This window comes from Xanthomonas citri pv. citri, from assembly GCF_000961215.1.
Classification (GTDB): Bacteria; Pseudomonadota; Gammaproteobacteria; order Xanthomonadales; family Xanthomonadaceae; genus Xanthomonas; species Xanthomonas cissicola.
In genome coordinates, this window is sequence record NZ_CP008998.1 from 4,361,697 (window position 1) to 4,386,169 (window position 24,473).

A 24,473-nucleotide genomic window follows, 5' to 3' on the forward strand; every position below is an offset into this window, starting at 1 on the left:
GTGCCCATGAGCAAGATCGCCATTGTGTATTTCAGCGGCTACGGCCACACCGTCAAGCAGGCCGAAGCCGTGCACGCAGGCGCAGCCAGCGTTGGCCAAGCCACGCTGTACCGCATCGACCAGGACGGCAACCTGCCCGACGATGCCTGGGACGCCATCAGTGCCGCCGACGCCATCATCTACGGCAGCCCCACCTACATGGGCGGCCCGGCGTGGCAGTTCAAGAAATTTGCCGATGCCAGCTCCAAGCCGTGGTTTGCGCAGGCCTGGAAGGACAAGGTCGCTGCCGGTTTCACCAATTCGGCATCGGCGAACGGCGACAAGGCCGCCACCATCCAGTATCTGTGGACCCTGTCGCAACAGCATGGCCAGATCTGGGTGGGCACCGGGCTGCCGCCAGCCAACACCAAGGCGCATGGTCCGCAGGACGTGAACTGGACTGGCGGTTGGGGCGGTGCGCTGGCCATCTCGCCATCGGACGCCTCGCCGGACGAAGCGCCGCGTAGCGGCGACCTGGAAACGGCCAAACTGTTCGGCAAGCGCGTGGCCGAGGTTGCCGCCAAGCTCAAGGGCTGATTGCACCGCACACCAGCCCGCGCAGATCGCAGCATGGCTTGCCGATCTGCGCGGGCTGTGCGTTAGCGCGTGGGCCACATCGCGCTAACGCCTTTCACGCCATTGTTCCCCGACCTTTTGCTGCACGGAGTCCCCCACCATGCAAACCCGCACGCTTGGCCGTTCCGGCCCCACCGTTTCGGCCCTGGGCCTTGGCTGCATGGGGATGAGCGCATTCTATGGCGACCGCAGCGACGAGGCCGCCTCGATCGCGGTGATCCATCGCGCGCTCGATCGTGGCATCAGCTCGCTCGACACCGCCGACATGTACGGCCCGCACACCAATGAAGTGCTGGTCGGCAAGGCGATTGCCGCGCGCCGACATGAAGTGTTTCTGGCCACCAAATTCGGCATCAAGCTCGACCCCAACGACCCGTCGGTGCGCGGTATCGACGGCAGCCCGGCATATGTGCAGTCCGCATGCGAAGCCAGCCTGCGTCGGCTGGGCGTGGAGCATATCGATCTGTACTACCAACACCGCGTCGACCCCAATGTGCCCATCGAAGACACCGTGGGCGCAATGGCGCGCCTGGTCGAGCAAGGCAAGGTGCGCTTCCTCGGGTTGTCGGAAGCGGCCGCAGCCACCATTCGCCGCGCGCACGCCGTGCATCCCATCACCGCGGTGCAGACAGAATATTCGCTGTGGTCGCGCGAGCCGGAAGACAATGGCGAGTTCGCCGCGGTGCGCGAACTCGGCATCGGGTTCGTGCCGTACTCGCCGCTGGGGCGCGGTTTTCTGACCGGTGCGTTTTCGTCGCCGGACGATTTCGACGCCGACGATTACCGCCGCCATTCGCCGCGTTTTCAGGGCGAAAACTTCACCCGCAACCTGCAGCTGGTGGAACAGGTCAAGGCCATTGCTGCCGACAAGGGCATCACGCCCGGGCAACTGGCGCTGGCCTGGGTGCTGGCGCAGGGCCAGGACCTGGTTCCGATCCCCGGCACCAAGCGGTTGGCCTATCTGGAAGAAAACATCGCTGCGCTGGATGTGGCCCTGATGCCGGACGAACTGGCCCGCATCGATGCCATTTTCCCGCCGCAAGCTGCGGCGGGCACGCGCTACCCGGAAGCGATGATGGGCGCGGTCAACCGCTGAGCCGTGCTGCCCGGTCTTAAGGCGGCCAACCTGCAGCGGGCGCTGCCAGTGAGCGCGGACGGCGCGCTCGGAACCGGAATGTACGAAGGTGACACATGCCGATTCCGGGCACGGCCGCGCCCGCATGGCGGCGAGCGCAATCGCCTTGCCGTCTGCCGTTGGCCTTCCCAGTGCCGCAGCCAGCGTTGCAGCATTGCGTTGGCACCAGTGGAGCTTGCCGCGCGCCACTGCGGCCATCCAGGTGTCATACCTGCGGTCGATCAATGCGTGTCTGTCCCGCAGTGCGCGTTCGACCGCCCGGACTGGATGCTGAGCGCCCCTGCTCACACTCCCGCTTCGCTGCCCCTTGCACATTGGCTGCCGCTCACACGCATCGTGCCCCATGCTGTCCTTCGTGATTCCCGCCCATGACGAGGCTGCCCTGATCGGCGACACGCTGCAGTGCCTGCATGCCTGCGCGCAGGCCATGCAGCTGGACCATGAAGTGATCGTGGTGGCCGATGCCTGCGAAGACGCCACGGCGGCCATCGCACGCAGCCATGGCGCGCAGGTGCTGGAGGTGCTGGAGGTGCAGTTGCGCCACATCGCCGCAACGCGTAATGCCGGCGCGCAGGCCGCGCAAGGTGAGCACCTGCTGTTTCTGGATGCCGATACCTCGATCAACCCGCAAGTCGTTGGCGCAGCATTGGCTGCGCTCGATGCCGGCGCGGTAGGCGGCGGTGCGCGGGTGCATCTGCAAGGCAAGCGGGTGTGGTCCGAGCGCGTGGCGCAGGCGGTTTTTGGCTGGTTTTTCCGTGTTTCCGGCATTGCTCCCGGGTGTTTCCTGTTCTGCACGCGGGCGGCGTTCGTCAGTGCAGGGGGCTTCGACACGCGTTACTACGCTGGCGAAGATGTGGCACTGAGTCGCGCACTGGCGCGCTGCGGACGCTTTGTGATCTTGCGCCAGACCGTGCACACCTCCGACCGCAAGCTGCGCAGCTTTTCCAAGCGCGAGCACCTCGGCCTGCTGTTGCGATTTCTGTGGCGCGGGCGGCGCATGCTGCAGACCCGCGACGCGCTCGGCTTCTGGTATCAGCGCCGGCGCTGAACCGAGCGTGTCCGCACCGCCGCGATCGGCGGTGGAGCCCGCCCTCGAGGCGGCACCGGACACCGCAGGCCACTACACTGTGCTGTCTGTTTAGGTATACGAGTTGCGCCGCATGGCTTCTTTGCATCGCCCCGTCCTGATCGCCGCCATGTCTGCCGCGCTGCTGACCACCGCCGCATGCCACCGCGATGGCGCGACACCGGCCGCGAGCACGCACCCAGCGCTGCCTCCCAGCAAGCCCAAGCTCGGCGATTTCGGCTTCGATGTGACCGGCATGGATCGCAGCGTGGCGCCGGGCGACGACTTCTTCGATTACGCCAGCGGCAACTGGGTCAAGCGCACAAAGATTCCGGAAGATCGCTCCAGCTTCAACAGTTTCGTTTCCATCGCCATCGAGACCGAGCGGCATAGCCGCGACATCATCGAAGGCGCTGCCGCCAACGACCGCGTCACCGGCGAAGACAAGCAGATCGGCGACTACTACGCCGCCTACATGGACGAAGCCAGCATCGAGGCCAAGGGCGTGCGCCCGGTGCAACCGGAGCTGGAGGCGATCGCCCAGCTCGACGACAAGCAGGCCCTGGCGCGCACCTTGGGCGGCCAGCTGCGTGCCGATGTCGATCTGCTCAACGCCACCAATTTTCAGACCGACCGGCTGTTCGGCCTGTGGGTTTCGCAGGACCTGCATCATCCAGGCCGCTACGTGCCCTATCTGGTGCAAGGCGGCCTGGGCATGCCCGAGCGCAGTTTCTATCTGGACGGCGGGCGCATGGCGCAGCTGCGCGAGGCCTACCGCGCGCACATCGTCGCATTGCTGGAGCTGGCCGGCATCGATGATGCGCCCGCCAGGGCCGAGCGCATCCTGGCACTGGAAATCGCCATGGCGCGCGTGCACGCGACCCCTGAGCAGACCAACGATGTGCAGGCTGGCGCCAATGCCTGGAAGCGGTCCGATTTCGCGCGCGATGCGCCCGGCCTGGACTGGGCGGTGTTCTTCGAGGCAGCCGGGCTCAACGCACAGCAGGATTTCATCGTATGGCAGCCGCGCGCGGTGAGCGGGTTGTCGGCGTTGGTGCAGTCCGAGCCGCTGCAGACCTGGAAGGATTATCTGAGCTTCCGCGCGCTGGACCGCGCCTCGCCGTATCTGTCCAAGGCCTTCGCCGACGAGCGCTTCGCGTTTTACGGCACCACGCTGGAAGGCACCCCGCAGCAGCGCCAGCGCTGGAAACGCGGCATCGACGCGACCAACGCCGCATTGGGCGAAGCGGTCGGCAAGCGCTACGTGCAGAAGTACGTCAGCGCGCAGACCAGGACGCGCACCGAAGAGATGGTCAAGAACATCATCACCGCGTTCGGCAAACGCATCGACGCACTGGAGTGGATGAGCGCCGAAACCAAGCAGCATGCCAAGGCGAAGATCGCCGGCTTGACGGTGGCGGTCGGCTACCCGGACACCTGGCGCGACTACAGCGGGCTGGACGTGCGCCGCGATGATGCGCTTGGCAATGTGCAGCGCGCCGAGGTATTCGAATACCGCCGCAACCTGGCCAAGCTGGGCAAGGCGGTCGATCATCGCGAGTGGTACATGCTGCCGCAGGAGGTCAACGCACTGAATGTGCCACTGGAAAACCGCCTGATCTTCCCGGCGGCGATCCTGCAACCGCCCTTCTTCGACCCCGCCGCCGACGATGCGGTGAACTATGGCGCGATCGGCGCGGTGATCGGGCACGAGATCAGCCACAGCTTCGACAACATGGGCGCGCTGTTCGACGAACACGGCGAGCTGCATGACTGGTGGACGCCGCAAGACCTGAAAAAATTCGAGAACGCCGGCAATGCCTTGGCTGCGCAGTTCAGCGCCTACCAACCGTTGGACGACTTGTCGGTCAACGGCAAGCTGACGCTGGGCGAAAACATCGCCGACGTTGCGGGCCTGGCCACTGCCTACGATGCCTACCAGTTGTCGCTGCAGGGCAAGCAGCCCCAGACCCTGGATGGTTTTAGCCCGGATCAGCGCTTTGCCTGGGCTTTGCGCAGGCCTGGCGCGGCAAGTACCGCGACGCGGCACTGCGCAATGCTCTGCTCACCGACGTGCATGCACCTGGCCGCTTCCGCGCGCAAACCGTGCGTAACCTGGATGCGTGGTACCCGGCCTTCGATGTGACACAGGATCAGCAGCTGTATCTGGCGCCGGAGCAGCGGGTCAAGATCTGGTAGGTGCTGGTCGTGGTCGATGCGGCGCCAGTGGTGCTGGTGCGTGCGGCATTCTTTGTCGCAGCACGCGGCAGTGGCCCGCCGGGTTGTGGCGAAGTGCGTAAGCACCCACGTCGTGGTCGCCGTTGAAGAACGGCACGACGAGCGATTGCCTATCGCGCGCCACCAGCGCGCACGTCGGAACACGCCGCCAACCCAGCCCACACCCGTTACACGCTGTCAGGCCACTCCAACAACGTCGCTGGCGGTAAGTGCATGCGCCTGCATGCGCGCGCAGACAGTCCGTCGCGCAAGGCCGTGCGGAACAGCGGCGACAGGCTGCGCAGCAACCGTGCCGATGCGTGCGCCTGCGCGCGTTGCCTGGCAGTGCGGCCGAGCATGTCGCTGGCCCAGCCGGGCAACAAGGCCGTGCCGGCGCCAAGAAACACCCCGCGCGACAGGCCCGCGGCGGGCACCGGCAGCTGGATGCTGGTGAGGATGTCGAGCACCTCGCGCGAGCGCGCGTCCATGCGTAACTCTCCAAGCACCGATGCGAAGTACGCATCCACCTGCGCTTCGCTGGCCGGCACATCGGCCGCGCCCAGCGCTTCGGCCACGCGTCGCGCTTCGTCGTAATAGCGGTCGGCGATGGCAGCAGGCACCTGGCGGCAATAACGCCGGCATCCCTGCAAAAACCCATAGGCTTCGGTGACATGCACCCAGGTGAGCAACTGCGGGTCGTTGGCCTCATAAGGCACGCCGTCAACAGTGTGGCCGCGGATATGCGCGTGGATCCTGCGCACGCGCGCAATCAATTGCTCGGCTTCCGCACGTGGCGCGTAGGTGGTGCCGGCAACGAAGTTGGTGGTGCGCCGCAGCCGCCCGATCAAATCGGTGCGGAAGTTCGAATGGTCGTAGACCCCGGCCAGCGCGCGCGGATGCAACAGCTGCAACATCAATGCGCACAAGCCGCCGGACAGCATGCCCGGAAATTCGGAGTGGATGCGCCAGGTAATGCTGTCGGGCCCGAAGATGCCGGGATCGCCCAGCGGCTGATCGTATTCGATGGTGCTCTGACCACGCGGAAACGCATTGAGAACCCAGCGTTGGATCTGTTTGGCGGCGGGGGCGGTAAGAGTGCGCAGGACGGCTGACATGCGGCAATGATACGCAGCTCATCTGCAACGCCAGGTCAGCGAGGCGCAGGCACGCATCCACTCATTAGTCGGCGGAGCGGGAGCGTGGCGACCGGAGGTCGACGGTCATAGCGACCGCGGACCGGGAGGATGCGAGCTGGCATCTGGACGGAGTGCTGACCAGCCGGGCAGTCACGGCCCCTGATCTTTCCGGGCAGGCTCGGCGCCGCGCGAATGGCCCACCGTCCAGCAGGTCCGGCAAGCCAGCCTGCCATCCCCGCGAACCCGGCAATTGCCGCAGCGCCGAGTGTGCAGTGCAGCAAGATCGAAGGCGCAGCGTAGGCACGCGGCGGCGGCATTGCAGCAAATCCGCCTGAATTCAGCAATTTGTGCGCGTCTGCGCAGAATTGCGCGGCCAGCGCTTGGCTTGGGGCATTGCCATGCACAGCGAAAGTGCTAGAACTAAGGCCGTCCGTCGACGCACTGCTTCGCCAGCACGTTCGGACGCTCCAGGGCACCGGCCGCGGCCAGTGCAGCAAGTCGTTCGTACCAGCCATCCGTCAGGAGCTTGTCATGATCGCTTTGTTCCAGGGTTTAGGCCTGCTATTGCAGGACAACGCACTCCATCGGCTCCCCTTCGATGAGCAGGTGGCTCACTGGCGCGACAAGACCGACGCGCAGCTCGACGAAGAGCTCTCGCTGCTCAAGGTGGCCAAAAAACAGTGGGTGATCGCCTCGATCATCGGCTGGCAGGCGATCTCGCTGATCTTGCTGGGCGTGATCACGCACCAGCTGTGGCAGAACGACTACCACCTGACCTTCAGCCGGGTGGTGATCATCTTCACCTCGTGGGCATCGATCCTGTTCGTGATGTGGTACATCGCCGACCTGTTCGACCATAGCGCCGGTTTCGAACGCTGGCTACGCGCCTTCAACAGCCGCGCGCGGGTGACGCCGGACGCCGACTCGGTCGAGTGCGTTGCCGACGCGCTGGACATGACGCGCCGCTATCCGGAGGTGCTGCGCTACAAGCAGGAGGTCACGTCCAAGCGCGAGTTGCGCCACGAAGACATCGTCAACATGCGCGAAATGGGCCGGCTACGCCGCTATACCGAACTGCTGCGCGACCTCGACCGTTTTGACGGCGCGCCACGATTGGTGGCTAACGCCTGAGGTCTTGAGCACACACCATAGACGGGAACGCGCGATTCGAATGCAAAAAACGGCCGATGGAACTCCATCGGCCGTTTTGCGTTTCAACACCGGGAATTCACCCTGATCCAGACGCACGTTAAATCCGTCAAGCATTGTGCTGTGGCCTTCGCGAGCCTTTGAAGCACAGGTCAAATCATGCGGTGGCGCCAGCATGTTCGAACGATTAGAACTCAATCACGCGAACAGGGCCTGCGAACTCATCGGACAGGCACTCGGCCAAGAACACAGCTTCCTCCAGAGACTCGTCCGGGCCATGCGCCGCTGTGAGCATGAAATACGATGCCGAGCCATCTCCCACGCACAAGTCGTCAATGAGATTCTCGATGCGGTCGGCATCGATGCCGACCACACCGACATAGTGGACGCCGTCAGCGATCCAGTCGGCAACCAGAGCTGCCAGCCCTGGCCGCTCGCCGTGCAGTGAATGCAGGACGATCTTGCGCGGATTCGACATTGCGCTTCAGAGCAACTGCGCAGCCCGACTCACGCCTGCGCAACCGCCTTTTCCACCGACGGGGTACGCCAGCCGCTACGCACGCCCCAGATATAGAACACCGCGCCCACTGCAGCGACCACGGCCAGGTCGGTGCCGTAGCTGAGGTAGCCATGGCCACCGAAATCGGTGCTGCCGGCCCACGAGACCAGCGCGATGGTGGGCAGGTAGCAGATCATCCAGGCCGCGCCCTTGAGGTTGCGGCGCAGGTCCGGCCAGCCTTGCTTGGCCTGGTAATAGCAGTACACCGGCAGCGCCACGACCATCAGCAGGATGATCTCGCCGGTCAGCGGCCAGCGTGCCCAGTACAACAGTTCGGTGGCCATCACGAAGGCCACGCCGGCCAGCACCGGCAGGGCGGCGATACGCAGCGGGCGGTGCAGTTCCGGCGCGTGTCGGCGCAGCGCCATCGCGCTGATCGGGCCGGTGAGGTAGGAAATGATGGTGGCCACCGAGATCACTGCCGCCAGCGTGCCCCAGCCGCGGAAGAAGAACAGGAACACGAACGACACGGCCAGGTTGAAGAACATCGCCATGCGCGGCACGCCCCAGACCGGATGCAGCTTGCCCAGCGCGGCCGGCATGGTGCCGTTCTTTTCCATGCCATAGACCATGCGTGCAGTGGTCGCGGTATAGGTGATGCCGGTGCCGCTGGGGCTGACAAACGCATCGATGTAGAGCAGCATCGCCAGCCAGTGCAGGTTGACGATGATGGCCAGCTCGGCGAACGGCGAGCGGAAATCGATGCCGTGCCAGCCGGCCTTGGCCAATAGATCCGGCGGCACGGCGCCGATGTAGGCCACCTGCAGGATCACGTAGACCACCGTGGCCAGCGCGATCGAGCCCAAGACTGCGAACGGAATGCTGCGGCCGGGGTTGCGCGCTTCGCCGGCCAGATTCACCGGGCTCTGGAAGCCATTGAAGCTGAAGACGATGCCGGCGGTGGCCACCGCAGTGAGCACCGCGGCCAGGTCGAGCACGTGCGCATCGCCGTGGATGCCGACGCTGAAGTTTTCGCTGTGGAAGCCGCTGGCGATCAGCGCCACGCCGGTGGCAGCAGGCACCACCAGCTTGAACACGGTGATCAGCGTATTGGAGCGTGCGAACAGCTTGACGCTCCAGAAATTCAAAAAGAAATACACCAGCACCAGCACCGCCGAAATCAGCAGGCCGGGCACCGAGAGCTCGCCTGCCCCGCCAGGCGCCTGCACATACAAGCCCTGCGCCCAGGCCCATGGCCAGGACGCCATGTATTGCACCGAGGCCTCGGCCTCGACCGGGATCACCGAGACGATGGCGATCCAGTTGGCCCAGCCGGCGATGAAGCCCACCAGCGAGCCGTGCGAATAGTGGCTGTAGCGCACCATTCCGCCGGACTCGGGGAACATGGCGCCGAGCTCGGCATACGACAGCGCGATGGTGGTGATGATCGCCGCGCCCAGCACCCAGGCCCAGATCGCACCAGGGCCGGCCAGGCCGGCCGCGCGCCAGGCGCCGAACAACCAACCAGAGCCAATGATCGAGCCCAGGCCGGTAAGCATGAGGGCGAAGGGGCCAACGTCGCGGCGTAGCGAGTGTTCGGACATGAGAAGCCTGGCAGTGAGGACGCCGTGAACCGGCAACAAGCCGGTAATGATCGCAGAAGCGACCGCTTGCCGTCAGTGCGTATTCAGGCTTGCCGGAGTTTGTCGTCCGGCGTCAGTCGCCGACGCGACTGCGCAGGGCCGGTACGCGCATCCCAGCCGCGCCGCCCAAGGGAACGGACAAAAGACTGCACTCACCGCCACGCGGCCACGGCCGGTGCTTGGCATCGGCACCTACCGCTCATGCGCTCCGGCCCTATCGTGCCATCTGCGCTCACCCGACGCCTGCCGCCATGGCTTGTCGGCGGCGCTTAACCGTGGCAATCGGCACGTGGTGCGGCGGTATCCACGCAGGTATGCGTCTGCCCCGAGACGCCGTGGAGTTCGCGCACCTGCCCCGGCGTCAGCGCAAACCTATCCAGGGTCTTGCGGGCGCAGACCGGTGCGCTGGCGGTGGCGTCGGCGCCGCCGGTCGCGCACTGTTCTTCGTAGATCAGGTAGTAGCAGTGGCCGGAGTTGCTGGCCAGGCAATGCACATTGGTGGCGGTCGCGGTGGTCAGCGTCTTGCTGAAGATCACATCGCGGCCATCGTCGGTGGCGCGGGTGATGGAGGTGGTGCCATTGCGTTCGTGGCAGCCGGCCAGGGCGAGCAGGCAGTACACCAGGGAGGCGATCAGGCGCATGGAGGAAGTCCTTTCAGTCGATGCAATCGGGGGAGTCGGCGCGTCCAGCAAAAACCGTGCAGGGTTCGGGCGGTGCGGACGGTGTTCGGAATCGGGTGTCGCACTCGCGCGCGCACGCCAGTTCAGCGTGCGCCGTTCTTATCGGCACGACGGCTGCACGCAACGTGTTGCTCACCGCACTTACATGCCGCGGAACAGGCTCATGAACGGCTGGCTGACGGTGAGCGTTTCGCTGCGACCGCGCAGCGCCAGCCGGCCCTTGCCGGTGTCCTCGCGCACCACCGAGGCAACCGCCTTCATGTTGACGATGGTGGAGCGGTGGATCTGTTTGAACACCTGCGGATCCAGCACATCCAGCAGTTCGCGCAATGGCGTGCGCAACACCGCTTCGCCGGCCGCAGTCATCACCGTCGTGTACTTCTGATCGGCCTGGAAATACGCCACCTCGTCAAGCGCGATCAAGCGCGTCTCGCGCCCGCTGCTGGCGGTCAGCCAGGCGAGCGGCGGCGTGTGACTGGCAGCGGCCGGGCGTGCCGACAGACGCTGCAGCAAGGCTTCCAACAGCGCGCCATCCGGCTGGCCGGCAGTCGCGCGTTGTTGCACGCGCTGCCAGGTGGCCTGCAGGCGCTCGCGGCCGATGGGCTTGAGCAGGTAATCCACTGCGCCGTGTTCGAACGCATCGATGGCATACTGGTCGTACGCGGTGACGAACACCACCTGGCTGCGCGGGCTGACCTCGCGCATCGCACGCGCCACCTCGATGCCGGTGAGGCCGGGCATGCGGATATCCAGGAACACCACGTCCGGCTGCTGCGCGGCGATGGTCTCCAGCGCGCTGGCGCCGTCCTCGCAGTCGCCCACGATCTGCAGCTGCGGGCACACCTCGGCCAGCAGCGTCAGCAACGACTGCCGCAGCAAGGCCTCGTCTTCGGCAACCACGGCGCGCAGCGCGCTCATGCCCGCACCTGGGCGGCGTGTGCGGCCTGTGCGCCCGCAGTGGGCAACGGTGGCGGCGATGGCGCGGCACCAAACTGCGTCGGCAGCGGCAGGCTCAGGGTAGCCGCCACACCGCTGGGGAAGTTGGACACGATGGCAAAGCTCGCCTTGCCGGCATAGATCAGCTGCAAGCGCTCGCGCAGGTTCTTCAAGCCGATGCCGGTGCCGTGGCTGTGCGTGTTGAAGCCCTGGCCGTCGTCGGCCACGGTGAGCGTGACATGGTCATCGTGGCGACGCGCAAGGATCCAGACGGTGCCACCACCGGGCTTGGCTTCCAGCCCGTGCTTGATCGCGTTTTCCACCAATGTCTGCAACATCATCGACGGCAGCGGCAGCGCACGTAGTTCGTAGGGAACTTCCACCTGCAAGGCCAGCCGCGTGCCCATGCGGATGCGCAGGATCTCCAGGTAGGCCTGGGTGCGTTCGAGTTCTTCGCCCAGGGTTGCGATGGCGCCGTCGGCGCTGGGCAGCGAGCTGCGCAGGTACTGGATCAGATGGCCGATCATGATCTCGGCGCGCGGCGGGTCGGTGCGCGCCAGCACCTGTGCGCTGGCCAGGGTGTTGTAGAGAAAGTGCGGCTCGACCTGCGCATGCAGCAGATTCAGGCGCGCCACGGCCAGTTCCTTTTCCATGACCGATTGCTCGGCGGCGGCCTGTTCGTCGCGACGCTGCTCGCCGACCCGGCGCACCACCGCGCGATTGATCGCCTCGGCGTTTTCGTAATTGCTGCCTTCGTCCACCGCGAACAGATCCACCCAGGCGCCAGCGTCAGGCTCGCACAACACGGTGACGCTGCTGGTGCCCTGCCCCGGCGCGATCGTCGCCAGGATCTGGTTGTGGGTGATGGCAAAGCGCGCGAACAGGTTCCAGCGCGACGGCTGGCGACCTGCGTACGGGTCGATGCGGCGCACCTTGGCGCGAATCAGCAGGCTGCCCGGCGCGCATTCGATGTCCTGCACGCGCGGTAGCGCACGCACCGCCTCTTCCATCACCGCGAAGCTGGCCTGTACATCCAGCGGCACTTCGATCTGGCGGCGCTGGCGGGTGGACAAGGTGGTGTGGTCCAGCCGATCGGCGATCAGGCGCACGCGCCGCACATGGGTGACCGAACTCATCAACGCCAGCGTCAGCAAGACCATGCAGGCCAACGCGAAGATCGGGCCGATGGAGCCGAACACCTGCGTCCACATGATCCCTGCCACCACCAACGCGGCGGCCCAGGCGAACACGATACGCACGATCAGGAAGACGCTGGCAGACACAGGCAGGCAGCTCGTTGGGATGGGACGGGAGCGAGCATAGCCGGCGCACGCCACTGCGAAAGCCCCGGGCGACGAATGGCCGCCAGCGCGGCATCAAGCGCCAGGATTGCGGTGCGAAACCATGGTGCCGGGCCACGGCCGCGGCAGATGCGCGCGCTATGCTGGACGCATGCCGGCCCTGCGCAGGCCGCGCTCGGTCGCCGCCCGTGGGCAGACAGCACATGTCGATGGCCGCAGCGTGCATCCGCAGGGGTGGCGAGCCGCATCATGGCGACCACATCACCCACCACACCACGTAAGGGAGTTGCATGCATCGTCGTCATTTTCTACGCAGCGCAGGTGTTGCGCTGGCGGCCGCCTCCACCGCCAGCTGGGCAGCAACCGACAAGACGCTCGCCATGCCGCCGGCGACGCTGCCGGCGACGCCACCGGATGGCCTGCCTGCGCCGTTCGCGGCGACCCCGCCATTGGCGCCGATGCGCGCTTCGGTCGATCGCATCATCGCCATCAACGGCTGCACGCGCCCGTTCCGCGCGCAGGGGCCGCGGATCGAAGCCGAGCGTCTCGGGCGCAAGACGGTGGTGCACAACTACGGGCATGGCGGCAGTGGGTGGTCGCTCTCGTGGGGTGCCGCCGAACAGGCATTACGGTTGGTGCGTGCGGCCGACCCGGCTGCGCGCGAGCTGGCGGTGATCGGCTGTGGCGCAATCGGCTTGACCACCGCCCTGGTGGCGCAGCGCGCCGGCTTGCGTGTGCGCATCTACGCGCGCGAGCGTCTGCCGGATGTGCGCTCGTTCTATGCCACCGGCGTGTGGTCGCCGGATTCGCGCGTGTGCACCAGCGAGTACGCCACCGCAGACTTCAAGACGCGCTGGGAAGCGATGGCGCGCACGTCGTTTCGCCGCTATCAGACCTTGCTGGGCCTGCCCGGCGAGCCGATTGCATGGCGCGATGGCTATGTGCTCTCGGATGTGCCCTTCGATCAACCTATCGCCTCTGCCGAAGCGCATGAGCCGGACTATCCGCCGCTGGAGCGCGAACTGCTCGATGATCTGGGCCCGCGCTCGCAGCCGGTGGCGCCCGGTGGTCATCCATTTCCGGTGCCGTTCGTGCGCCGCTACAGCCAGCTCACCTTCAACCTCAGCGCCTATGCGCGGCTGTTGATGGATGACTTCCTGCAGGCAGGCGGCGAGCTCTATACGCGCGAGTTCGAGCATCCGCGCCAATTCGGCGATCTGCGCGAGAAGATCCTGATCAACGCCACTGGCTACGGTGCGCGCGCCTTGCTGGGCGACGACAGCGTGATTCCGGTGCGCGGGCAGACCGCGCGCCTGATTCCGCAACCGGAAGTCACCTATGGCCTGGTCTGGCGCGGCCACAATCTCAATGTCGTGCCGCGACGCGACGGATTGTTGGTGCAAGCGCAGGGCGCGCACGACTTCAATAACGCGGACGCCATGCCCGATCGCGCCGCATCGGAAGCGGCGGTGCGCGAGCTGGCGCGGCTGTTCGCCACACGCTGAGCGATGCGGGCGCGGTGGTGGCCTGCGTGCCGATTGCAGAGGGCATCTGTGCTGGGAGTGATGTGCAGTGGCCGCTACCGAAGGCCAGCACTGCAGGAGGTCGTGCCGGGCCAACCATTGCACGTGTTCTGGTCGTGGGAATATCGATCGGCGCCCAGGGCAGCGTCAACAGTCTATCAAGCACGCTTCAGCTCGGCGTGGATGGCGCAAGCGAACCGCAGGGTATACGCGACCGCACCGAGCACCAGCCGCGCCCGCCAGGCGATGTACGCAGGCGTTTCATTCGCCGCTCTAGACGCTGCTCGGCATCGCCACGCTAACGATCTTCAAGCGAAGCCTGCAATGCACTGGCCAGCGCGGCGTCGCCGCTGACCAGTTCGTCCCAGCGCAAGGCCACGCCTTTACGCTTGCCTTTCTCGACCAACTTCAGACCTTGCGGATCGATGATCAGGGTATATGCCTGGTCGCCGATCCGCAGTTGGCGACGTAAGGGTTTGTCCAGCGGCGTCATCGCACGGGCCTCGCGAAAAGTTCGATCGCCGTTGTACCGCATCGACGTGGATCGATGCTGGAGTGCAGCGATGCGGAAGCGTCGCCGCATTCATGCACATGTAATCGCTGTAGCAGGCGTGCCAATCGAATGGCCTTTCATCGCGCACGCAGCGAGCGCGGCGTGCATCACGGCACAGGTCGCCATCGCATCGGGATCACCGTTTCCACCAATCCCGCTAACACTCGCAGGACTAGCGTAGCGACCACGCGGTACCGCCTGGAGATCGAAGCGATGGAAACGGCGCGTTTTGGAAGGTCAGGTGATGTGCTCACAATCCTGCTCTGCGGGCGAGCGAGACGCACCTTGGCGTTTTCGAAGTTGTCGTACGCGATGCATCGGCACGCTTGTTCGCAGGCGTGCAACGCGAACTCATCAAGGCATTGCCACCGACATGGCGAACCGCAGCGCCCCACCCTCTGACCAACCAAAGGAGCCACACATGGCGATCAAGACTGTCGAAGACCTTTTCATCCACGAGCTGTCGGACATCTACAGCGCCGAGAAGCAGCTGACCAAGTCGCTGCCGCGTCTTGCGCGTGCGGCCACCGAGCCGAAACTGAAGCAGGCCTTCGAAACTCATCTGGAAGAAACCCAAGGCCAGATCGAACGCATCGACCAGGTCGTCGAGGTTCTGGGCATCAAGCTCAAGCGCATCAAATGCGCTGCGATGGAAGGCCTGGTGGAGGAGAGCCGCGAGGTCATCGATGAAATCGAGGCCGGCCCGGTGCGCGATGCGGCACTGATCGGCGGTGCGCAGAAGGTGGAGCATTACGAAATCGCCTCGTACGGCACCATTGCCGCCATAGCCAAGCAACTCGGTTATGCCGATGCATTGCCGCTGCTGCTCGCCACGCTGGAAGAAGAAAAGGCCACCGACGAAAAGCTGACCCTGCTCGCCGAGCAAGGCGGCAACCAGAAGGCATCCAAGGCCAGCAAGGCCGCCTGAGTCACCGCGCAGGACGGCACCGCCGTCCTGCGTCGCTTGCATATCCCTGCGGGCATCCCCCCGAAAGCCAAAGCCCCACGTTTCTGCCCGCTCCCTGAGTGGTCGTAGTTGCCGGGCACCAGCCATGGAGCACCACCCATGTTCATGCACAACAAGCGTTTGATGTACACCGTCCGCGTCGCCCAGCCCAATCCGGATCTGGCGACGTTGATGCTGGAACAGTTCGGCGGACCGCAGGGCGAACTTGCCGCTGCAATGCGCTACTTCACCCAGGCACTGGGCGAGGACGACCCGGGCCGCAAGGATCTGCTGTTCGACATCGCCACCGAAGAGATCAGCCATCTCGAAATCATCGGCTCGATCATCGCCATGCTCAACAAGGGGCCCAAAGCAGTGCTCTCCGAGGGCATGGAAGAAGCCATGGAGATGCGCAACATGACCCAGAACAGCACCAGCCATACCCAGCAGATTCTGTATGGCGGTGGCCCGGCCTTGGTCAATTCCAGCGGCGTGCCGTGGACGGCGGCGTATGTCGACAGCATCGGCTGCCCCACGGCCGACATGCGCTCCAATATCGCGGCCGAAGCGCGTGCCAAGCTGGTGTATGAGCGCCTGATCAACGTCACCGACGATCCGGGCATCGTGGATGCGCTGCGTTTTTTGATGACGCGCGAAGTGGCGCACCAGAAGTCGTTCGAAAAAGCCTTGTACTCGATCGAGCCGAATTTCCCGCCGGGCAAGTTGCCGGGCGACCCGCGCTTCACCGACAAGTACTACAACACCTCGCAGGGCGAGGGCGACATGATCGGCCCGTGGAATGCCGGCGAACAGTGGGAGGTGATTGCAGACCGCGAAGCGCAGGCCGCCGTCGATGGTGGCGACGGCTCTGCCACGGTTGCGCTGGATGCCACGCAGACCGCGGCACTGGATGCCATGTCCGAACGCCTGCTCTCCAATCCCGAACTGGACCGCGTCACTGGTGCAGACCTGGGTGCAGGCCCGGGCGCCGGTTCCACCACCGGCGATATCCAGCGTTAAACCCGATGGGTGCAGTTGCACCCGTCACCAGCCCGGGGCCATCACGCTCCGGGCTTTTTCATTGCACTGCACAGGAGTTGGCATGAACGAGAAATCCAGACTCGACACGCACGATGAACGTCAATCGGCTTACCGCGGCAACGGTCCCGACGCATCGGTGGATGGCCGGGGGCGCAGCGATCCATCGGCGGTCCAGACCCGCGACGCACAGCCGCCGCGCGACGGCGCGCCGGAAGCGTTGCATCAACGCGGTCATGGCCGCGGCGGTAGCTTGGGCGAAGGCGAACCCGACGGTCACCCGGAACGCGATGGCAGCACCCAACCCAACTTCGGCCAGAGCGGCACTTACGGCAAGCAGCAACACATCGACGCGCAGCAACGCGCGCTGGACGACAGCGCTGAGGAATCCGAGAGCAACTGAGCGATTGCCAGCCTGCCATCGGTCGGTTGACCTGCTCGCGGCGCGCTCGCCACCAAGCGACAATCAGGATCCATCAGCACTACCAAAACGATGAGGGGCCCGCTGGGCCCCTTCTTTCGTGGCTGCGTGGCGCGCGCGCTCACACCCGTGCGATCCGCGCCGAGGCCGCCTCGCTCGCCCATTCTGGCCGGACGCCTGCCGCAGCGGTGCAGCGTTCCAGCCGCCAGGGCGTGAGATGGCGCATGGCCTCGGCGCCGCCCATGTGCAGCCACTTGCTCAGGTCGGCATCGATACACAGCGGCCGGTAGGTGGGCATACTCGCCGATGAGGCGACAAGCAACGAGAATCCCATCTGCAGGCGTCCGCCGATGTCCATCACGTTGCGTAATCCGGCGGCATACACCGCACTGCCGTCCTGGCTCAACCAGGTCGCGGCGGTGGTGCCATCTGCCGATGCAGTACAGACGAAACCGCACAGCGGAATGACGCAGCGTTGGGTTTCCCAGATGGCCAGATCCACGCCGCCCAATCCGCCGGGCTCCTGCAAATGAATCGAACGCTGCTGCCCCGGAGCGCGCCGACCGAAGGTGGCACGCTCTTCGCGTTTGCCGCCACGGTCGGCGACCAGAATGTCGGCGTCGGCGCCCACGCCGATCTCGACCCAAGCATTGCTCGCCACGCGGGCGGACAACTGAAGAATGCGCGTAATCATGACTACTCCACTGTGTACATCTCGATGACCTCAGTGGTTACGCACAATGCGCGCCAACTTTTTGACATGGGCAAAGATCGGTGCGGCACTGGTTTCACGCAGCTTCAGTTGCACAACGCGCACTGCGAAAGCCGAATCGGCCGCAGTATCTGCACCATCGCGCAGTATTTTCCGTTGGCTGCACGTGGACAGCGCAACGCCACGTTGTTAGATGCACAAGCACGTGCAGCAGAATTGCCGTCGAAGGCACGCATGCAATGCACCAGTGTCTTGCGCGGTACAGCGCTCTTTCACTCGCGGTCTGGATGGTTGTGTACGTCTTCACGCCGCTAAGGCCGCATGCCCGGCACTCAAACATGCGCATCACAACATGTGCCGGGCCGTGCATGTGCACACCCTGCTCGCTACAGCGGCGATGTCCCTGCAGCCCCGCAACGCGTGCCGATCCAACTCACCCGTTCACCGGATTGAGCGGCAGCTGGATCTCGCATTCCAGGCGCGTATCGCTGAGCTCGTAGCGCGTCTGCGCGCCATGGCTGTACGGCAACGCCTTTTCGATCAGGCGGCGGCCGAAGCCGCTGACTTCATCACGGTCGTCACGCAGCTGAGTGCTGGCGCCTTCTTCGATCCACAACAGCTTGAGGCGCGCAGGCGTATCGCTGCCGGAGACGACCTCCCAGCGGATCGACAAGGTGCCGGTGTCCACCGCCAAGGCGCCATGCTTGAGTGCGTTGGTGGCCAGTTCGTGCAGCGCCAATGCCAGCGTCTGCACGGTGGATTTGCGCAGCGCCACGTTCGGGCCTTCCGCCACGATGCGTTTTTGATCCGGCTCTGCTCCCAGCGCCTCCAGTTCCATGCGCAGCAAGGCGCCGATGGTGGTGGGCATATTGTCCGATTGCGACAGTAGCCCCTGCACGCGCGACAACGCCGCGAGCCGGTCGTCGAACTTGACCGCGAACTCGGGCATGCTCTGGGTGGTCTGCACGGTCTGCTTGGCGACCGATTGCACCACTGTGATCAGGTTGCGCGTGCGGTGCTGCAACTCGGCCACCAATACGCGCTGTTCTTCCTGCAGGCGACGCAGGTTGTCCGATTCGGTGCAGGTGCCCAGCCATTCCAGCACCTGTCCGCGTTCGTCGCGTACCGGAGCGCTGCGGGTGTGAAACCAGCGGTAGCCTTGTTCGGCCGCATTGAACAGGCGGTGTTCGATATCCAGCCCGCCGCTGGACGCACTCCCCAGCCAGGCATTCATGGTCGGCTCGCGATCGTCCGGGTGCACCGCCTGCAACCAACCCAGCTCCAGGCTCTCGGCATCGTCCTGGCCGGTATAGCTGGACCATTGGGGGCTGGACCAGGTCCAGCGGCCGCCGTCGAGCGAGCGCCACACCAACTGCGGGATGCCTTCCATCAAGGTGCGCAGGCGTTGCTCGCTGCTGCGTAGCGCACGCTCGGCGCGCGTGAGCGGGGTCACGTCCATGAAGGTCAGCACCGCACCACCGATGAAATTGTCCACTGTGCGATACGGCAACACGCGCACCATGTAGCGCGCATGCGTGGTGGGGTTCTCGATCTCGCGATCGAGCACGGCCAGGGTGCGGATCACCCGTCGCGCATCATCCTGCAGTTGGTCGTAATCCACATGCAGCTTGATGTGACTGATCGGGCGCTGGATGTCGCTTTCCACCAGCGGCAGGATGTCGGTGACGGCCGGGGTGAAGTTGGTGACGCGCAATTCGTTGTCGAGGAAGACGGTGGCGATCTGGGTGCTTTCCAGCAGGTTTTTCAGATCGCTGTTGGCATGCGCGAGCTCCTGCACGCGATGGGCCAGTTCGCCGTTGACGGTGGTCACTTCCTCGTTGGAGGACTTGAGCTCCTCGTTGGTGCTCTCCAGCTCTTCGATCATCGATTGCAGGCGCTCGCGGGTGATACGCAGCTCGTTTTCCAGCACTTGCACATGACCATCGTCGTGCACGCTGTCGTCTGGGGCGGGCAGCTCCACCGGTTCGCGCGCTTCCACTTCCTGGAACAGCACCACGTAGCCGCGCGGCACGTCCGAGTCGGCGGTCGGCTCGACGAACAGGTTCACCGCCCAGGTCGCCGCGTCTTCGTGCACCTGGATGCCCTTGACGTGCACCGGTGAACGGTCGCGTTCGGCGCGGCTGAGCGCGCTGCGCAAGTCCAGGCGCAAGTCGCGATGGATCAGGTTGAGCAGGTTGAGACTGGGCGTGCCACCGCCAGGGCGGATGAAGCGCCCGGCCTGCGACGAGAAATGCAGCACCTCGAATTGCTCGTCCAGCACCGCATACGCCGGCGCGTAACGGTCGGCGATGCGCTCGCCAGCGCGCACCAGTGCGTTGCTGGGGCTACGCTGCTGTATCGGCGGGGCAGGCGCCCTGCCGGCACCCGCAAGTTGCATGGTCGGAAAGGTCGCGTGCACATTGCTGTCGGTATCGATGCGCTGGAAGACCCGAAAGCTCCGCTCCACCGGGGTGAACAATTGCGCGTGCCGCGAGACGTTTTCGGCATTGCCCAGGAACAGATAACCGCCCGGACGGATGGCGAAATGAAAGATCGGGATCACCCGATTCTGCAATTCGGCATCCAGATAGATCAGCAGATTGCGGCACGACACCATATCCAACCGCGAAAACGGTGGGTCCTTGACGATGCTGTGCTGGGAGAACACGCACAGCTCGCGCAGCTCCTTGCTCACCACATAGGTGTCGCCTTCCTTGACGAACCAGCGCCGCAGCCGCTCGGGCGCAACTTCACCGACGATGCTGGAGGCATAGCGCCCCACCCGCGCAGTGGCCAGTGCGCGCCCATCGATATCGCTGGCGAAGATCTGGATGCGTGGCGCAGTGTCCAGGGTCTCGGCATGTTCGCGCAGCAGCATCGCCAGCGAATAGGCTTCTTCGCCCGTAGAGCAGCCCAGCACCCAGATGCGCAGGCTGTCGCCGGTGTGTTTGCCCTGAAACAGCCGCGGAATCACCTGTTCCTCAAGGAATTCGAACTCGCGGCGGTCGCGAAAGAACTTGGTGACGCCGATCAGCAGGTCGTTGAACAGCTGCAACGGCTCGTCGAAACGATTGCGCAATATCTCCAGATACTGCTCCAAGGTTTCAACCTGTGCGACCTGCATGCGCCGTTGCACGCGGCGCAGGAAGGTGGCGCGCTTGTAACCATGAAAATCGTGGCCGGTGGTATTGCGCAGGATGGCGGCGACCTGGCTGAGCTTGTCGCTCTCGCTACCGTTGCGCACACCCATCGGTAGCGGATGACCAAAGCCGTGGTGGCGCTGCATGTGCGCAGCGATACGTTCAGCGATCTGCGGCAACGGCAGGATGTCGTCGGTAATGGCGGCCGGGTTGCTGGCGCTGCGCAGGTCCAGCCCATGCAGTGCGGCGTCGTCCACGGCCAGCGCCAGACCCCCGCATTCGCGGATCGCCGCGGTTCCCAGCGTGCCGTCGCCATCGAAGCGCCCCATGATCAGGCTGATCACATTGCCGTCCTGGTCATGCGCCATCGAGACGAAGAAGCTGTCGATCAGCCCGTGGTCGCTCTCGCCGCCGGACAAGGCGCGCAGGCGGATGCGCCCTTCTTCCAGCGTCACGACCGTATCGGCCGGCGGCAGATAGAAGCGCCCCGGTTGCAGCCGCTCACCATCATTGGGCACCGACAGCAGGGTGGCCTGACTGCCAAGCAGTTCGCGCAGGCGCGCCTCATCCAATAATTGGCGGTCGCGCAACAGCAGCATGATGGCCAGATTCGAAGCGCCGCCAACCGCATCGAGCAGTTCTGCCAAGCGATCGGCATCCATGCCGGCGGCGCCCACGCCAAGCACGAATAAGGGCGGCTGCGTGCCTGCATCCGTGGCGATGTCGTTGGTGGAGGTTTCGTCGTCGGTCATGGCGGCACTATCGTCGCAGCGCTGGGGTCAGGCGCAATCGGTAATGATCGCGTAAAGCACGCCGGACTGCCATGCAGCACTTATTCCCATCACGCGCGCGCATTGCAGAGACCGGTCTTGGAAGCGTCTGCTTGCGCGCCGCGTTAACCTGCAGTGCGAGCACCATGCTTGCGCGCGTTGCCTGAAACGCCACCGCTCTGGAGCCTGTCATGCACGACACTGCACTCATGCACGACACTGCACTCGCCGGCCGCCGCATTCTTGTTGTCGAGGACGATTACTTGCTGGCCGAAGCGCTCAACGACTTGTTGGTGGAAGCCGGCGTCAACGTGGTGGGACCGGTCGGCAATGTGCCCGACGCGCTCTCGCTGGTGGCGTCGGGTCAGGCCATCGATGGCGCCTTGCTGGATGTCAACGTGCGCGGCCAGGCGGTGTTTCCGGTCGCCGATGCATTGATGAAGCGCGGCGTGCCGTTCTCCTTCTGCTCCGGCTACGGCCGCTATACGCTGCCGCAGCGCTTTGCGCATCTGTCGTACTGCATGAAGCCCTATAACCCGCGCACGATCGCCAGCTTGCTCAGCCACCAGAGCGAGACGGTCAATCACTGATCGGCGCAGGCGGGCTGACCGTTATCGCCCGGTTCCACGCCGGGCTGCTGCAGGGCGCGCTCTTGCTCGCCGAGCTGATTGAGCAGTTCGACAGCGGCCTGATGCGCCGTGCGCAGCGTTTCCAGCGGCTTTGACCTCTCGTTGCGCAACGCATACAACGCAAAGCCCATCACGTTGAGACGGTTGCGCAACTGGTGCAGCAACTCGCGCCGCTGCCCACGCGGTGCGTCGCTCACTCCGCGTCCTTGTCGCTGAGCCGGTTATGCAAGGTGCGCACGCTGATGCCCAGTTCGCGCGCGGCGGCCTTTTTGTTGAAGCGCGTACGCGCCAGTGCCGATTCGATCATCGCGTCTTCGGCCTGGCGCATGGTCCAGCCGGCAGGAATGAGCAAGCCGTCCTGATCGGCCTGCGGCACGGTCTGCTCCACATCCGGAGCGCTCAACAGATCGCCATCGGAGCGCAGATACAGATAGTGGATGAACGAGCGCAGCTCGCGCACATTGCCCGGCCAGGCATGGTAGGCCAGGTAGCGCAGCAACGATTTGGTCGGCAACTTGCGCTTGCCGTATTTGGCGTTGAGCTCGTCGATCGCGCGCAAGCCAAGCAGGCGCGCGTCGCCGCGGCGCTCGCGCAGCGGCGGCACCTGGATCGGGTATTCGTTGAGACGGTAGAACAGGTCTTCGCGCAGCACCGCCTGCTCGCGCTGCACGTGCTGATGGGTGGCTGCCACCACGCGCGCATCCAGTGCGATTTCCTCGTTGCCGCCCACGCGCATGAAGCTGCGCGATTCGATCGCCCGCAGCAGATACACCTGCAGCCGCTTGGGCATCTCGCCGATTTCATCCAGGAACAGCGTGCCGTCTGCGGCCTGCTCCAGGAACCCGGCATGCCGACGGTCGGCGCCGGTGAAGCTGCCGCGCTCGTGGCCGAACAACTGGCTGGCCAGCAGCTCCTCCGGAATGGCCCCGCAATTGACCGGTACGAAGCGTCCGCGGCGACCGGACACACGGTGGATGGCGCGCGCCACCAGATCCTTGCCGGTGCCGGTTTCGCCGGTCACCAGTACATTCAGATCGGTCGGCGCCACGCGCACTATGTCCTTGCGCAGCATGACGATGCTGTCGCTGTTGCCGACGATGCCCAGGTTGCCCTGTTGCGCTTCGCGCAGTCCCCCGAGCACCCGTTCCAGGCGTTCGGGCGCGAACGGCTTGGTCAGGAATTCGCTGACCCCGAACTGCTGGGCGCGGCCCTGGGTTTCGCGCGCGTAATCGCCCGACACCACAACGATTTGCGGGGTGTGGTCCGGGTCGAGCCGTTCGATCAGATCGAAACCGCTGCCGTCTGGCAGGCCAACATCCACTACCAACAGGTCGGGAAAGTTGATGTCCAGCCAGCGGCTGGCTTCGCCAAGGGTGTGAATGCCCTTGGCATGGAAGCCGCTATCGGTGGCAAGTTCAACCACCTGATCGCAGAACTCCACGTCGTCGTCGATGATGGCGCAGGAAAGACGGTCCATGAGCGCTTCTGTCCGCAATGACTGATACATGTTCAGTTGAGAATTGTGAGGGCCGCGCGAAATGCGCTGACACACCACATCGGAAATTGCCTGTTGCTGTCACGCTCTGTGAATGATGCGGCGCCCTTCCCCCAGTCGAGCCCGCCCTGAGGGTGGTGGGCGAAGTACGCATGGAAGCGCTCGATCGCGCCAGTGCCAAGCGTCACGCTCTGGGTAGGCCGCCGCGTCGAGAATGCCGAAACGCCAAGGAGTGCAAGGTTTGCCGCGGCAGCGCCAGTCCAACGACGGGTGCCGTCTTGATCGAGCGCTGGCTGAGCTCGCTTGCGTGCCTGTATCGGAGCCAGGATATCAGCCGGGGCTGACGTAAGCCGACGCCACCATGGCGCCGCATGAACCTCAGGAACCGCATCGGGTCTGCTGGGTTACCCACAGCCTACGCACCGCTTGTGGAGGCAGCGTGCACAACGCGCTCACGCATTCCTTCCGGGGTGCGGCGAACACTCGCCCGATCCAGCGAGCGAGGTGTCCCATGCACGCAGTCACGGCGCCCGTGCAGGCCGATGTGCAAACCGAATTGGACTACTGGCGTGGCGAACACCGCCGAGGCCAGCTTGGCTATTACGCATTCGATGGCATTCCCGAAGGCACGATCCGGGCAGTCTGCGCGGCATACAACGCGCGCCCGCACTTGACCGATGCGGAAGCGATCAAGGCCGTGCGCGATGCGCTGCGCCTTACCCCCGGCTCGATGAATGCCGTGCTCGCCGATTGGCTGGCGCCGCGTTGCCTGCGTCACTTACACCAAGGATGATGCGCCCACCGGTTGGGCTCGCTTGATTGGTGCGTTGCACGCCTGCCGTGATCGCAGCGGGGTTCTAAGGGGGAGG

Annotated in this window: 21 protein-coding genes and 2 pseudogenes; 11 read left to right on the forward strand and 12 right to left on the reverse strand. The window is 65.0% G+C overall.

What is annotated here, in order from left to right; all coding sequences use genetic code 11:
• The first annotated feature begins 6 nt into the window (after positions 1-6).
• From AMD14_RS19165 to AMD14_RS19180, 4 genes and pseudogenes are all read left to right on the forward strand, one after another.
• A complete protein-coding gene (locus tag AMD14_RS19165; protein ID WP_003489601.1) occupies positions 7-576 on the forward strand; it encodes a flavodoxin family protein in 570 nt (189 codons plus the stop codon).
• Positions 577-715: 139 nt separating this feature from the next.
• A complete protein-coding gene (locus tag AMD14_RS19170; protein ID WP_011052462.1) occupies positions 716-1,711 on the forward strand; it encodes an aldo/keto reductase in 996 nt (331 codons plus the stop codon).
• 382 nt (positions 1,712-2,093) lie between these two features.
• Positions 2,094-2,798: a glycosyltransferase gene (locus tag AMD14_RS19175; RefSeq protein ID WP_011052463.1), complete on the forward strand. Its 705-nt coding sequence runs from the start codon at positions 2,094-2,096 to the stop codon at positions 2,796-2,798.
• A gap of 148 nt (positions 2,799-2,946) precedes the next feature.
• Positions 2,947-5,015 (forward strand): annotated as a pseudogene (locus AMD14_RS19180) (M13 family metallopeptidase).
• Positions 5,016-5,221: 206 nt separating this feature from the next.
• Here AMD14_RS19180 and AMD14_RS19185 read toward each other — a convergent pair.
• Positions 5,222-6,148 carry an oxygenase MpaB family protein gene (locus tag AMD14_RS19185; RefSeq protein WP_005911277.1) on the reverse strand — a complete coding sequence of 309 codons (927 nt, stop codon included), beginning with the start codon at positions 6,146-6,148 and terminating at the stop codon, positions 5,222-5,224.
• Between the two features lie 462 nt (positions 6,149-6,610).
• Between AMD14_RS19185 and AMD14_RS19190 the strand changes: the two genes are divergently transcribed.
• Complete coding sequence (locus AMD14_RS19190) at positions 6,611-7,300, forward strand: hypothetical protein (protein ID WP_075150199.1); 690 nt, start codon at positions 6,611-6,613, stop codon at positions 7,298-7,300.
• A 205-nt stretch (positions 7,301-7,505) separates the two neighbouring features.
• On the opposite strand, the gene AMD14_RS19195 is transcribed toward AMD14_RS19190, so the two are convergent.
• From AMD14_RS19195 to AMD14_RS24775, 5 genes are all read right to left on the reverse strand, one after another.
• A complete protein-coding gene (locus AMD14_RS19195; protein WP_005911278.1) occupies positions 7,506-7,796 on the reverse strand; it encodes a Rossmann-fold NAD(P)-binding domain-containing protein in 291 nt (96 codons plus the stop codon).
• Positions 7,797-7,825: 29 nt separating this feature from the next.
• Positions 7,826-9,421, reverse strand: a complete 1,596-nt coding sequence (locus AMD14_RS19200) for an APC family permease (RefSeq protein ID WP_005911279.1) — start codon at positions 9,419-9,421, stop codon at positions 7,826-7,828.
• A 308-nt stretch (positions 9,422-9,729) separates the two neighbouring features.
• Complete coding sequence (locus AMD14_RS19205) at positions 9,730-10,101, reverse strand: hypothetical protein (RefSeq protein ID WP_005911280.1); 372 nt, start codon at positions 10,099-10,101, stop codon at positions 9,730-9,732.
• A 180-nt stretch (positions 10,102-10,281) separates the two neighbouring features.
• Positions 10,282-11,058: a LytR/AlgR family response regulator transcription factor gene (locus AMD14_RS19210; RefSeq protein WP_005911281.1), complete on the reverse strand. Its 777-nt coding sequence runs from the start codon at positions 11,056-11,058 to the stop codon at positions 10,282-10,284.
• Positions 11,055-12,359 (reverse strand): sensor histidine kinase, encoded by a 1,305-nt coding sequence (locus tag AMD14_RS24775; RefSeq protein WP_005926723.1) that lies wholly within the window; start codon positions 12,357-12,359, stop codon positions 11,055-11,057. The genes AMD14_RS19210 and AMD14_RS24775 overlap by 4 nt, the downstream gene beginning before the upstream one ends.
• A 308-nt stretch (positions 12,360-12,667) precedes the next feature.
• Between AMD14_RS24775 and AMD14_RS19220 the strand changes: the two genes are divergently transcribed.
• Positions 12,668-13,882, forward strand: a complete 1,215-nt coding sequence (locus tag AMD14_RS19220) for an FAD-dependent oxidoreductase (protein WP_011052472.1) — start codon at positions 12,668-12,670, stop codon at positions 13,880-13,882.
• Between the two features lie 316 nt (positions 13,883-14,198).
• On the opposite strand, the gene AMD14_RS19225 is transcribed toward AMD14_RS19220, so the two are convergent.
• Entirely contained in the window at positions 14,199-14,393 is a 195-nt protein-coding gene (locus tag AMD14_RS19225) for a hypothetical protein (RefSeq protein WP_040107805.1), read from the reverse strand.
• A gap of 481 nt (positions 14,394-14,874) precedes the next feature.
• Here AMD14_RS19225 and AMD14_RS19230 point away from each other — a divergent pair, with 481 nt between their 5' ends.
• The 3 genes from AMD14_RS19230 (at position 14,875) to AMD14_RS19240 (ending at position 16,840) form a co-directional block, all read left to right on the forward strand.
• Positions 14,875-15,381, forward strand: coding sequence for a YciE/YciF ferroxidase family protein (locus AMD14_RS19230; RefSeq protein ID WP_003489632.1), 507 nt, complete (start codon positions 14,875-14,877; stop codon positions 15,379-15,381).
• Between the two features lie 138 nt (positions 15,382-15,519).
• A complete protein-coding gene (locus tag AMD14_RS19235) occupies positions 15,520-16,419 on the forward strand; it encodes a manganese catalase family protein (RefSeq protein WP_003489633.1) in 900 nt (299 codons plus the stop codon).
• An 82-nt stretch (positions 16,420-16,501) separates the two neighbouring features.
• On the forward strand, positions 16,502-16,840 hold the full coding sequence (locus AMD14_RS19240; RefSeq protein ID WP_005926707.1) for a hypothetical protein: 339 nt from the start codon (positions 16,502-16,504) through the stop codon (positions 16,838-16,840).
• A 139-nt stretch (positions 16,841-16,979) separates the two neighbouring features.
• Here AMD14_RS19240 and AMD14_RS19245 read toward each other — a convergent pair whose 3' ends face one another.
• The 3 genes and pseudogenes from AMD14_RS19245 to AMD14_RS19255 form a co-directional block, all read right to left on the reverse strand.
• Positions 16,980-17,552, reverse strand: coding sequence for a hypothetical protein (locus tag AMD14_RS19245; RefSeq protein WP_011052475.1), 573 nt, complete (start codon positions 17,550-17,552; stop codon positions 16,980-16,982).
• A gap of 30 nt (positions 17,553-17,582) precedes the next feature.
• Positions 17,583-17,775 (reverse strand): annotated as a pseudogene (locus AMD14_RS25115) (hypothetical protein).
• A 228-nt stretch (positions 17,776-18,003) separates the two neighbouring features.
• On the reverse strand, positions 18,004-21,462 hold the full coding sequence (locus AMD14_RS19255; RefSeq protein WP_011052477.1) for a CheR family methyltransferase: 3,459 nt from the start codon (positions 21,460-21,462) through the stop codon (positions 18,004-18,006).
• Between the two features lie 227 nt (positions 21,463-21,689).
• On the opposite strand from AMD14_RS19255, the gene AMD14_RS19260 reads away from it, so the two are divergent.
• Entirely contained in the window at positions 21,690-22,070 is a 381-nt protein-coding gene (locus AMD14_RS19260; protein WP_011052478.1) for a response regulator, read from the forward strand.
• Here the strand turns inward: AMD14_RS19260 and AMD14_RS19265 are convergent.
• Together AMD14_RS19265 and AMD14_RS19270 are read right to left on the reverse strand one after the other, a co-directional pair.
• Positions 22,064-22,306, reverse strand: a complete 243-nt coding sequence (locus tag AMD14_RS19265; protein WP_003490034.1) for a hypothetical protein — start codon at positions 22,304-22,306, stop codon at positions 22,064-22,066. The genes AMD14_RS19260 and AMD14_RS19265 overlap by 7 nt on opposite strands.
• On the reverse strand, positions 22,303-23,586 hold the full coding sequence (locus AMD14_RS19270) for a sigma-54-dependent transcriptional regulator (protein WP_005921984.1): 1,284 nt from the start codon (positions 23,584-23,586) through the stop codon (positions 22,303-22,305). The genes AMD14_RS19265 and AMD14_RS19270 overlap by 4 nt, the downstream gene beginning before the upstream one ends.
• 529 nt (positions 23,587-24,115) lie before the next feature.
• Here AMD14_RS19270 and AMD14_RS19275 point away from each other — a divergent pair.
• On the forward strand, positions 24,116-24,397 hold the full coding sequence (locus AMD14_RS19275; RefSeq protein WP_015463644.1) for a hypothetical protein: 282 nt from the start codon (positions 24,116-24,118) through the stop codon (positions 24,395-24,397).
• Positions 24,398-24,473: the final 76 nt, after the last annotated feature.

Coding starts and splice junctions, on each gene's coding strand:
- AMD14_RS19165 (WP_003489601.1), top strand. CDS start 7: ATGAGCAAGATCGCCATTGTGTATTTCAGCGGCTACGGCCACACCGTC.
- AMD14_RS19170 (WP_011052462.1), top strand. CDS start 716: ATGCAAACCCGCACGCTTGGCCGTTCCGGCCCCACCGTTTCGGCCCTG.
- AMD14_RS19175 (WP_011052463.1), top strand. CDS start 2,094: ATGCTGTCCTTCGTGATTCCCGCCCATGACGAGGCTGCCCTGATCGGC.
- AMD14_RS19185 (WP_005911277.1), bottom strand. CDS start 6,148: ATGTCAGCCGTCCTGCGCACTCTTACCGCCCCCGCCGCCAAACAGATC.
- AMD14_RS19195 (WP_005911278.1), bottom strand. CDS start 7,796: ATGTCGAATCCGCGCAAGATCGTCCTGCATTCACTGCACGGCGAGCGG.
- AMD14_RS19200 (WP_005911279.1), bottom strand. CDS start 9,421: ATGTCCGAACACTCGCTACGCCGCGACGTTGGCCCCTTCGCCCTCATG.
- AMD14_RS19205 (WP_005911280.1), bottom strand. CDS start 10,101: ATGCGCCTGATCGCCTCCCTGGTGTACTGCCTGCTCGCCCTGGCCGGC.
- AMD14_RS19210 (WP_005911281.1), bottom strand. CDS start 11,058: ATGAGCGCGCTGCGCGCCGTGGTTGCCGAAGACGAGGCCTTGCTGCGG.
- AMD14_RS19220 (WP_011052472.1), top strand. CDS start 12,668: ATGCATCGTCGTCATTTTCTACGCAGCGCAGGTGTTGCGCTGGCGGCC.
- AMD14_RS19225 (WP_040107805.1), bottom strand. CDS start 14,393: ATGACGCCGCTGGACAAACCCTTACGTCGCCAACTGCGGATCGGCGAC.
- AMD14_RS19230 (WP_003489632.1), top strand. CDS start 14,875: ATGGCGATCAAGACTGTCGAAGACCTTTTCATCCACGAGCTGTCGGAC.
- AMD14_RS19235 (WP_003489633.1), top strand. CDS start 15,520: ATGTTCATGCACAACAAGCGTTTGATGTACACCGTCCGCGTCGCCCAG.
- AMD14_RS19240 (WP_005926707.1), top strand. CDS start 16,502: ATGAACGAGAAATCCAGACTCGACACGCACGATGAACGTCAATCGGCT.
- AMD14_RS19245 (WP_011052475.1), bottom strand. CDS start 17,552: ATGATTACGCGCATTCTTCAGTTGTCCGCCCGCGTGGCGAGCAATGCT.
- AMD14_RS19255 (WP_011052477.1), bottom strand. CDS start 21,462: ATGACCGACGACGAAACCTCCACCAACGACATCGCCACGGATGCAGGC.
- AMD14_RS19260 (WP_011052478.1), top strand. CDS start 21,690: ATGCACGACACTGCACTCGCCGGCCGCCGCATTCTTGTTGTCGAGGAC.
- AMD14_RS19270 (WP_005921984.1), bottom strand. CDS start 23,586: ATGGACCGTCTTTCCTGCGCCATCATCGACGACGACGTGGAGTTCTGC.
- AMD14_RS19275 (WP_015463644.1), top strand. CDS start 24,116: ATGCACGCAGTCACGGCGCCCGTGCAGGCCGATGTGCAAACCGAATTG.